This is a genomic window from Legionella sheltonii, from assembly GCF_026191355.1.
Classification (GTDB): Bacteria; Pseudomonadota; Gammaproteobacteria; order Legionellales; family Legionellaceae; genus Legionella; species Legionella sheltonii.
This window is the reverse complement of record NZ_JAPHOQ010000017.1, coordinates 38,836-49,646: the sequence shown is the minus strand read 5'-3', so window position 1 is coordinate 49,646 and position 10,811 is coordinate 38,836. Positions and strand designations below refer to the sequence as shown.

The following is a 10,811-nucleotide window of genomic DNA, read 5'->3' as shown; positions in this document are numbered from 1 at the left end:
CAATCTTAAAAAAGTGATTCCATACCCATGTCACACGCTTTCTTTTTTGCGCGCGATGAAGGCTTACGCGAAATACGTTCCTCTTTGACCTCCTCTTCTGAGCTGTGATTTTTTTTGGGTGTTGTCGCAGGTTTGGGGACGAGAGGCATGGCTCGCGGAATAAACCCTTTTGCCTTGGCGGTTCTTTTTTGATAAATAAGTTCCAGTTTGGTAATGGGGAATTGACTTGGAAGACGCAAATAACAGGTAAGAGGTGAAAGATCCATGATTTCAGGGTAGGCTACTAAAGGACGAGTCGTTCTGTTTTTCCCCAAAGAAATACCATCCCGAATTGAATTTGCGCCATAAGAATAATTTTCACGTGTGTCATCGATTTCTTCATCGCCTAATTCTTTACTGACAAGCTGTGCCATCTGGTGACTTGGGCTTGCAAAAAATGCGCGTGTATTCAATAAGTCAAAAATCTCAGCGGCACCACTGCGTCCATACACTTTTTCCAACTGGCTAAAGCTTTGCATTCCCAGCAAAAAGCATCCTCCGAATTTTCGAACTTCGGCAATGGTTTCCCCTAATAAAGGCAATTTGTGAAGGCTTGGTAGTTCGTCACAAATAAACCAAATACGTCGATTTGGATCTTCAGCGAGGCTTAAAAGAGTCAATGAAGCCATTGCGATCCACATGGAGATCAATGGTTTTAATGATTCATGTTGTTCCCCATTAGAAGAGATAAAAAGCCACCCTGATTTTTCTTGATTGAGTAAATACTCTCGAATGGAAAATGCTTCTTGTCCTGAGTCTTCCAGACCATTTAGGGACTGCATGGATTTGAGGTAGGTAGTAATTACAGAACGAATAGAAATGGCTGTTTTCTCTATTTTATTACTGACCAATGTAGCCGCGGCAGTGCCAGTCAGATAGGGTTCTAACTCACTAAACTCCCCAGTGACTAATAATTGCAGTAGTTTGGATAAGGAGCGCTCTTTATCCTCTCGCATTCGGCTTGCAACAGAAGCAAACACGGTTCGTGCGGCACTCACCCAAAAGGGATCGTTTTCCCCATGCATGGGGATTAAACTTTCTGCCATATTTTCTAAAATTTCATCTTTGGGCGCCTCAAACCATAGATCCCAATTCGCGCAACGCGCATCAAACGGATTAAGTAGAACATCATGCCCTTCTTGAAAATAGGCTTGAGTCAACGTACATCCCTTATCATAAACAATGACCCTATCGCCTCGGGCACGTAAACAATCCATTAATTTCATAATAAACTGACTTTTTCCCATACCCACCGTTCCATGCACCAGCAGATGCTGTACTTCAGAATTCAGCACTAAAGGAAATCCATCAAGGTTTAAATCAGATGCTTTACTCTGTTGAACAATTTGCTTTTTGAGTTCTTTTGGTGGTAAAAAACGTGCACCACGGATGAACTGATTTTTGGTTTGAGATTTTCCGCGATAGATAAAATAACGGGTTACAATGAAGGCAACGATTAAGGACAATAAAAACCCCAATCCAATCGATTGGACAAAGAGGTTCAAACATCGCGCCGATATTCTTGAAAAATAGTCATTATGAAGTATTTGCTCCACCGATTGAGAGGCATATCCCCCTTGAACTGGAACAGAAAAAAGATGCCGAACCCCAAAAAGATTATAAAATTTGGCGCTGTGATAACATAAAGTTTGCGCAACCATTCCATGAGACGCTCTTAGCCAGGTTACTAATAGGGTTAAGCCCACCCAAAGCATCAAATACACATCAAAAAGAGCTCTATTGACTTGGAACCACATGCGCAAATTATGAAAAGATATTTGGCCACCACGGGTATAATGTTTGTAATTGGATTCATTGCTCATTTGTTGCCTCCTGTTCTTTTTAGACAAAGCAGCAGCTTCCACTGCTTAATTTTGTGGTTAATAAATAAACTTATTGATTTGGTTTAATGATTTTTCATCACATCATGATTTGACTTCTTATCTTGGTTAAAATAGGCTTTGATAAGCGTAAAGAGTGTGCTAATCCCAATGCGATTAAGCTCCATTTCTATAATGATGTTCGTGAGAAGACCGCTTATAAGAAATCCAACAAAAGCTAAAAGCACAGCAACTCCTGGAAATAAAAAAGCTGAGGGTATAAGCACTATGGCCACATAGATGCGATAAAAAATGGTTGCTGCACTGTGCATCTTCTGCAAAAGCATCTTACCGGTTTGAAGTGTGTCTTTTAATTGGTATTTAAATAAGACGTAATGATTAAGCGGACTGTACAAAAAAAGAAACACAAAGAGACATACACCAATACCCAATAGTTCAACATACCCTAATTCTAAGAGTGCTTCACCTAAAGAAGCATGCTTAAGTATTTCCCGAATGTGAATAAGCCAAGGGAGAAAATTTCCCAACACCACTACGACATACATTTTTAAAAAGACATACAAAAACAAGCGAATATTCGCCTGGTAATATTGATTAGCAGGCATAATATCTACGTCCAAAGTTTTCAATGTTTGAATGTCTTGACCAATAGCCTCTTTTAATTCTTGAGTGTTCATCTGGTGATTATTCATGGATTAATTCCTTTCGTGGGGCTGATTTATCGTGGGAATCAACCCATTTAGATATCTTCTCTGGTAGAACCAAATTGCTCTGCCCCAATTTTTTCCCTTCTTCCATATCCTTATCTGTGGTATGGGATGCGTGTTTATATTGAGTCTGAAGTCCCCCTCCTCCCTGGTTTGTTTTATTAACGCTTGCATCAATTTGCCCCTCTATCCTGTGTTCAAAACCTTTAGCACTTGTCAAGTCAACACCCAAACTTTGTTTTTTAGCATCGTGATGCAATGCGTTACTGTTATTTTTATATTCATGGCCCATAGCCCCTTCCTTAGTCTTTAAAGAGGCAGAACCATGCTGATATAATGAATCAACATCAGAACTTTTATTAGCATTTCCATAACGAGCAATTAAGTCATCGCGTTGTTTGCTTAGGAACTCATTACCTAGAGCTTGTAATTTTTTCAAGGCATGTATCTCTCCAGGATGAGAATACAATTCATCTCGTTCAGCCTCTGTAGTGCGATGAGCAACAAAGCCTGCAAATGCCTGATTGAGATCCGTTGTAATCTGCTCCGAATTGGATTCCACATAACTTCTGGCCGTACTAATGCGTGCAGCACGTGACATCGATGCATCGTAGTTATGACTTGCGGTTTGTGCATCACGCAAATCAGCCCCCATTTGATGTGACAGGCTTGCACCTTGTGAATGGCTGTTATCCAAATGATGGGTTTGCGCAAAATGACTCACGTAATTGAGTGCCTGATTAAAATCATTCGCCTCTTTAGAAGACACAGCATGGTCTGTACCTTCATGGTATCTGTCGCTACTTGTTGAAGAGCGCTCCCCTTTGGCATGGACATCTGCTCCACCGCTTGCCCCGAATGCAAATCGGCCAATACTTCCCAAAGCGCTCTTTTCACTGGATACTTCTGCATGAACATTTAACCCCTGGGAAGTCATTCGCGCCAGAGCATCTTCTTGTGAAATACCCTCTCGTTTGGCGACCTCTGTGGCAATCTGGGTCATTGTAGACAGAGCTTGTTGGTATTGACCCGATTCATTTTCAGACACACCATCACCAAATCGCATCTCATGGCCTTGAAGTTTCGATAATTGCACCGCCCGATGAGAAAAGTTCGACAGCGCTGTTTGATAATGCTGGCTTTCATTGGTGGCTGCCTGTCTTGATTCTTCAAATGCCTGATTCAAAGAGCCACTTAGTGCTTTAGCATCAGAAATATGCACTGGACTTCGTGTCATGGCAGGACTTACATCAAATACCGCATCGCCACTGCCCGTCGTTGTTTTTAATACCCCACTTCCCATTTGCTCCGTACTCATACCATGCATGTGCGTCCAATTGGAATCATGCTTATTCGCCGATAAATTATGGTGGCTTGTGTTTTCATAATTCATATTCCAGCCACTATAATTTGCCATGGATACATTACCCGTTGCCGCAGATTGTGCTTCACTGGACGACAAACTTTGCATCATCCCGCCAAAATGCTGGGATGAGGTGCTTAAAATCTGACCTAAACCTTTGGTGATATACAGGGCAATAAAAGGAACACTGGCTGCCAGTGCTCCGGCAGTATAGGCAAAATTACTGTGGAAACTTGCTAAAGAATCAATGTTTGAAAAAGTAACTCCTCCCGTTTTTTGTCCAAAAAGAGTAATGGTCGTACTTGAAGCCAGTGAGACCAGAAAATGAATGATGATAAACATCGGCGGCCATGACCACAGATAGACTTGTGATTTTAAATAAACGCCATAAACATTCTGCATACTTGGAAACAAAGCAACGATGACTACTAAAGGGAAAATACATAAGGTTAAGATCCACATCACCGTCATGTAATAAGGCAAACGAAAACTCGCAAGCCAAAAACTGTTGGCTTCCGCTACATGCATTTTTTGCATGCTGTCCGTATTGGTGTAATTCATCAATTCGGCATCGGCTCCCACAAAAGCAAACGCATCGGTTGCCGCATCGCGTGTTGCATTGATTAGTATATTTTGAGTGAGCACGGAGGCTGCATTGTTTGAAATACGCATGTAATAATCATGTGCGGCTTCATAGATGCGACTGAATTTATCTTCGGCAGTTCGTGTCGTGTCATCTGGGGTCATTAAACGCCCCAAATGCTCCAGTTCAAGTTTTGCAGCAGTAGGTAATCGTTTTTTGAGATCAGCTGCCCCATCCCCACAACTTAAATTTCTGCCATCGTGCATGATGATCCGATAAACCGGTGAGGGATTTTCAAAATAGGTTTTGGCTAAATCCTCACTATGAACCAGGTTTTGCGGTGTTATTTGATGACTGGCTAAGAGCTTTGCTGAAAAAATGCATTGCCTGATGTAGGCCGACATGTCGGATGCCAAATCAGGCGACATCGAAAGACGAGTATTGGTTGCCGCAAGCCAGGTTCTTGATCCAAAAATCATCCCTGTTTTGATATAGTCCAGGTCCTGGGGCATATGAAATACATCGCTAAAAGCGCTGGTTACTCCATACCCCATTCCACTAATGAGTGCAGCGGGTAAAGCAATTCCTAGAGGCACATGATCCACAGTTAATGCAGTGCCCGCGCCATTTGCTTCATATTGCATATCAATAATGGCCACAGGAACGCGAATACCCAGCAAGCAATAAGACACAAAAAATGAAAGCACGACAAAGTGGACTAAGGATCCCAGTTTTTTACCCATCACATACTGATAACCTACAACGGATATCGCTAAAATCATGATGATGTCGATACCTGTCTTAAAGGTTTCTTCGCCCAATAAAGTCACGACCGCATCAAGTACCGTTTTTAAGTATTCTCCATTTTGCGGGGTATAAATTAATAACGGACTCATGCTGCCCCTCCTATATAAGCTTTCCGTAACATCGGAGTTAATGTATGGAGTGCTTGTTTTACGTTGTTCTGAACCAATTGATTGGTGGTGAGTGCCGCATTAAATCGTTCGCGAGTGTCGCTATTGAAGCGTGCCACAAATTCCTGTGCCACTTCGATGCTCTTAAATAGCTTTTCTTCATTGCTACTTCCTAAATCTTTGCCTGCAAGTGATGCACGAATCACCTCAAGCGAATTAGCAAGATATTGGGCAAGCAAATCGGTAGCCACACTCTGTGCTAACTCGTAACTGCTTTGAATGCCTATATTTTGTTGGGCGCTTGCTGAAATCATCTGAAATACTGAAGGTTGAGTCATCTCGATTAAACCCTTTTGCTCTTCTGTTAACGCGGTTTCTGATTTAATATGCTCGTATATTCCTTGAAGTAGTGTTTGCACCTGGAACACTAATGAGTCTTTACTTTGAATGGTTTGACTGCCTTCTGCATTAATCGACACACATTTCATTGGAGTACCCGTATCGGTGCATTGATAACTGGGAAGTTTCCCACCATAAAGTAAGGCTTTAATAAAGTCTTGATTCGTTGCCAAAGAAGGATAAGTCTTAATTCCCCCTTTCGCATCAAATACCAAAGTTCCTGAAATCGATAGATATACTTCAGCGATCTTTGCATCCTTTTTGATAAAATCATTAAGTTGTAATGCATCCCAAACCACATTGGTATTGACTAAAACTCGCTCTTTGTATTCAGGGTTATTTTTCGCAGCCTCTAAGTGTTGCTCCATCTCACCACCTGTGGAACATTTTTGTCTAGCTTCTGCCCAATCTCTAAATTTACCGGTGTGGCTGCCTATGTCTTCACAGAGTTTTTGATGAGCAGCCCTATTCCTTGGCCAAACTGCCGCGCTCAAATTTTCGCCCATTTCACACGAATTAAAATTGGTTCCATTAATGTCGTTAGCCAGTTTTTGCATGTACTGCATGGAGTGCGCAATTTCAGGTAACTCAGTTTCAAGAGCAAGATTTAAGGCATAACCCGCACCACTGCTTAAAATGGACTGCATGAAATCAACAATTTGTGACGCCTTAATGTAAGAAAAACCTCCTGCAAATACATCTATCCCGCCACAACCGGAACGAAAGCCAGGCACATCCACATGAGCAATCTGAATTGTTCGCACCTGATTTCTTGCATAAACGGAACCTAATGAAGCAAAGCCTGCTGCTTGTGACTCATAGGAGTGTGAGCCTGTAACATTCGCACTAAAGCCTAAGTTGTTAAAAAAATGATTCAGATCGCTACTTGCGCTCGCGTAGGTTATGGAACTCAAAAAAAACATTGAGATAACGACTATGAATTGCATCATCATTGCCCTCCCGCATTTTGCGCAAAATCAAAAGCTGTCCTTTGATGCACTTCTTCTAGACTGTCTGGTATTTCTTTACAGCCATAAAAAACTGTATCCAGATCACTGCATCTTTTTTGAGGGTTAAATGCTGGACAATCACCCTCAGATACTAAATCGAAACTATTTATTTGCGGTAGCTCGTCAAATATATTGTGACTTGCACATGCAATCGTGCAAAAAACCAATCCGATAATGAGCCCAAAAACTTTATTCATGAAATCGCTCCTCAATGTGTTGTTTTAATTCATGGACACGACGTGCCAATTGATAAGGAGAAGCCTCACCAAACAATACGGCATAGGCTTCTTTCGTATGGCGATTGACTAAAAACAGTGCGGGCACCGTGGCTTTAAAACCACCGTCCACATAAAAAGTTTGAAATAATTCTGGGGTTAATGGTTTGCCATCAAACCCCTCCAACGACTCACTATCTAAACTGTATCCTTGAACTTTGATGTGAAACGTGTTGGAAAAATCCTTTAAAATAGGTGCAAACTTATGGCAATGAGGGCATGTGCTGCGATAAATAAACACAAAATAATAGTTTTCGGACAAGTCTCGAATTTCGGAGCTTTGCGACGCAACATTTGTTTTTGGCGCTTGTTTTTTAACAAGCATAGCATTGAGTTCGTCAACCGCCTTATTGGCATATGAAGCCTTGCCAATACACAACAATAAAACCAAAAGTATTCGAACCATCATGCGCCAATCCCCTCATAACTGAATCGTTTGTAATGGGTCGCTACGTCCAATAATCGCTCCTTCAATTCAGCCACAGAGACATAACCGTAAGACAAAGGCGACATTTTTTGCGTTTTTAAATCGACCAGAAACAGTGCTGGCATATAACGTGATTGCAAATTCATCGTGTGTTGCACCACTTCCAATGGAATATTTTTCGGGTTAGGCAGTCCTTCAATCGGCTGCCCATCTGTGGTCACAGAAATCATGGAAAAATGGGTTTGCATCACAAACGGCACGAGATGGCTAATCATTTTTTGCGAAATGGAACTATTCCCCCGATAAAAAAGAATCAAGCCATAGCGTTTCGCCCCTTCCTTTACGACTCGTTCCATCAAGAGATTCATGGAGTCATTACGAATAGCAATTGCTGAGTTATCCGTAGGAAAATTCAAGGTATGATCAAGCTCAGGATGCGTCATTAGCACTTCTTGCCAATATTGCACAAACTTCTGATTATTTTTGGCATAACCTTGTTGAGCCTTCATGTATTCTAATGTCGCATCAAATGAAGGATTCATTAAAGCGGAAGCCAACTTATTTAATGTGACATGCCGTACCTCCATAAGTTGTTCATACGGTGTTTGTGGTCGTGCTGATGGTTTAAGTAGCTCTTGATGTTTTATCTTGGGCTCTTTTTCATCATTGCTATACCAATGAAAACCATGTGCAGGAACTTTTACGAAATCGGCGTTGACTTGGGCAGCCAGGATCATCAAAAGGCAAGTAAGTTTTTTCATCATGATGCTGCCCTTTGTTGTACGCGTCGTTGAATTTCATCCATGGTTTTGGCAGGATTGGGGCTGTTTAAAGTAACATCCCCCACAATACCTGCCTCTTTCATTGAGGTTCCATGAGGATAGGGATATACCGGACTTAAAAAATTGATACGCCCCATATCCAAACGTTGTAACTCATTAACACTTAAACCAGGGCATGTAGTATGTTCGGCATCGCCTAAAGCATTAGAATTAAGCTGTTTTAAGCGCCCTTCCTCCTGAACAATACGTGCCATTTTGCTATCAAAAACACAGTAGGTATTTTTGTACTCAGTACACACGCCTAATATTTTTTCAGAGCAATACTCACCCACATAATGTGCTACATAATTATTTTTAGCCTTCCCTAATTCTTTGTCTTCTTCGCGGCACAAATTAATGTGTATTTTATCAAGCCATCCATCTTTGGAGCAGCAATCAACCAAATCAAATATCCAAATTTTACATCGTAATGGGTGCCCTGAAAAAAGAGAGGCTTGGGTTTTGCCAAACTCTGCTCCTGCCTCTCCAACTACGGAAAGAGGCGCCATGGCCGCCCCAAAATCTTCATTTTGGGTTGCAGAACGCTCCGCACACTCCCCATCAGCACAAAATAGATTCTTAATACAGGGTATTGGCTTTGGGCAAACCGAATCCTGGCAGCGATATACTTGCTCATATAACGAGCAGGCATTGTTCTCGATTAAAGTACACCGTGAGCTTGATTGCAGACAGCCTTTATTTTTTTGTACCACACATTCATCGGCATGGGCTGAAACACAACGGTACGTTGCATCAATTGCCCAACATGGGCGTGTGACAGGCAGCCCCTCAATCACATGGGTCGTATTGGCTTCAGTACACTGTTCTTTTTTTATTTGGCATAAACCACTGCGTTCCAATGCACCACAATCAGTATCCCAATGCTCTTCATTGACATAGGCACGAGACGTGGCGTCAAGCGTTAAACGGATTTGAATTGGGTAGTAACGCGCCCATTTTTGGGTAAGGTGCAGTACCAATAACCCATTGTTTTGACAACTAGGATGAGTGGTGACTTTAACCCAGGGTGCTGCTTGTCCATTATTGCGAATGGAGTGAATCGTAGCCTTTAAGTGGTCACAGGGTTGTTTCAGTGCCACAGGACTGGTCACTTGACCGGAAACCGCGTTGGTAATCGCACCTGTAATAAGGTTGACACTGATGTACCCCTCCCATTTCTTTTTAACAGTAAATTCGATGTAAATGGGTTTATTAATGTGTTCTCGATTGACTTCCACCTTAAGCTTTTTAGAACATTGCCCATCAGGCAATGTTCTTGAGGTATGACATACCTCATCATGTGCTTTTAGTTCACAGGGCTTTGATGTTTCATCACAATGAATGCGATCATTAGAAATACCGTGCGTGATGGCATAACTTTCTTCCTCTATTAATTTTGCTTGTTGGATGGCTGTGCTTTGGGTATTGACTTCAAGCTGTCGCTCGCCAAAATGCTTCATGACCTCTTGGCCTCCTGCATCCTCTTTTAATGCTTGAGAGGCTACGACACTCAAATCCGTTTTTTCAGTTTCAATACCCTGGTAGTAATTTTTTTGCACAGGGCTTTCATTGTAGTCCTTAAAGGTTGTTTCAGGATGAAATTGATTTAACGCCTCACGCGTTTGTCCTCTTAACGATTTTGCATAGTTTTTTAATTGCGGAAAATCTTGTGCGGTTGTATTGGCCAAGGCCGTAACCACCAATCCATACGTCAATGCTAATCCAATGATGCATTTAAACATGTCCATGCTCCAATATTTTTTGTGCTACATCAGGCGCTGCACCTCCTTTAGTCCCTATTAATTCAAGGCTTTTTTTAAGATTTGCATTGCCGTAAACTACATCAAATGATGCATCAGGACACCTTGTTTCTGATTGACATGATGAGCCATGAGTCACCACCAATGCAGGAACAGAAGAGATGCGATATTGGGTAAACCAAACCGGATCAATCGATACCCCTTGAAAATTTAAATGACGCTTGGTAGCTTCTTGATTCAGATGTTTAAATCTCTGAATCGTTTTTTTAAAATCGCCATCAACTAATCCATTGATGACCAAAGGAATATTAAATCGCGAAGCCTCATCACCCAATGCAAATAAAAGTGACTCAGGCATGGAAAATGAGACAAACAAAACAGCGCCATCCACGTTTTTAGGTTTTTGTTGGCCTGCGATGCGATTACCTTCATGGCTTATAATCGCATCGGTAAGGCTTCTGTATTCCAATTTGGTCTGTGATGAATTCCTGCTTAAAAATTCTAAGGTGCTGCTTGGTATCGCAGATTTTTGCTCGCGGCCAAGAGCCAAGTATGCTGCAATCTCATCATTCGTATTGGCATAAACGGTTACAGACCATAATATGAAACTGAACCACACTGTTTTATTGAGCATGCTTAAACTCCTTAAATACGCTTGGATAATCAATCATT

The 10,811-nt window shown here is 41.7% G+C and carries 9 protein-coding genes; all 9 read right to left on the bottom strand.

Features of this window, described 5'->3' with window-relative positions:
- Nucleotides 1-5 precede the first annotated feature (5 nt).
- Nucleotides 6-1,862: a type IV conjugative transfer system coupling protein TraD gene (gene traD, locus OQJ26_RS17165; protein WP_265704935.1), complete on the bottom strand. Its 1,857-nt coding sequence runs from the start codon at nucleotides 1,860-1,862 to the stop codon at nucleotides 6-8.
- An 83-nt stretch (nucleotides 1,863-1,945) separates the two neighbouring features.
- A complete protein-coding gene (locus OQJ26_RS17160) occupies nucleotides 1,946-2,572 on the bottom strand; it encodes a hypothetical protein (RefSeq protein WP_265704934.1) in 627 nt (208 codons plus the stop codon).
- A complete protein-coding gene (traG, locus tag OQJ26_RS17155; RefSeq protein WP_265704933.1) occupies nucleotides 2,565-5,429 on the bottom strand; it encodes a conjugal transfer mating-pair stabilization protein TraG in 2,865 nt (954 codons plus the stop codon). Before traG ends, OQJ26_RS17160 begins: the two co-directional genes overlap by 8 nt.
- Nucleotides 5,426-6,799: a conjugal transfer protein TraH gene (locus OQJ26_RS17150; protein ID WP_265704932.1), complete on the bottom strand. Its 1,374-nt coding sequence runs from the start codon at nucleotides 6,797-6,799 to the stop codon at nucleotides 5,426-5,428. Before OQJ26_RS17150 ends, traG begins: the two co-directional genes overlap by 4 nt.
- Nucleotides 6,796-7,053 (bottom strand): hypothetical protein, encoded by a 258-nt coding sequence (locus OQJ26_RS17145; protein WP_265704931.1) that lies wholly within the window; start codon nucleotides 7,051-7,053, stop codon nucleotides 6,796-6,798. Before OQJ26_RS17145 ends, OQJ26_RS17150 begins: the two co-directional genes overlap by 4 nt.
- On the bottom strand, nucleotides 7,046-7,540 hold the full coding sequence (trbB, locus tag OQJ26_RS17140; protein WP_265704930.1) for a type-F conjugative transfer system pilin assembly thiol-disulfide isomerase TrbB: 495 nt from the start codon (nucleotides 7,538-7,540) through the stop codon (nucleotides 7,046-7,048). Before trbB ends, OQJ26_RS17145 begins: the two co-directional genes overlap by 8 nt.
- Nucleotides 7,537-8,322, bottom strand: coding sequence for a type-F conjugative transfer system pilin assembly protein TraF (traF, locus tag OQJ26_RS17135; RefSeq protein ID WP_265704929.1), 786 nt, complete (start codon nucleotides 8,320-8,322; stop codon nucleotides 7,537-7,539). Before traF ends, trbB begins: the two co-directional genes overlap by 4 nt.
- Complete coding sequence (gene traN / locus OQJ26_RS17130) at nucleotides 8,319-10,121, bottom strand: type-F conjugative transfer system mating-pair stabilization protein TraN (protein ID WP_265704928.1); 1,803 nt, start codon at nucleotides 10,119-10,121, stop codon at nucleotides 8,319-8,321. Before traN ends, traF begins: the two co-directional genes overlap by 4 nt.
- Nucleotides 10,114-10,773: a type-F conjugative transfer system pilin assembly protein TrbC gene (trbC, locus tag OQJ26_RS17125; protein ID WP_265704927.1), complete on the bottom strand. Its 660-nt coding sequence runs from the start codon at nucleotides 10,771-10,773 to the stop codon at nucleotides 10,114-10,116. The genes traN and trbC overlap by 8 nt, the downstream gene beginning before the upstream one ends.
- Between the last annotated feature and the right edge of the window lie 38 nt (nucleotides 10,774-10,811).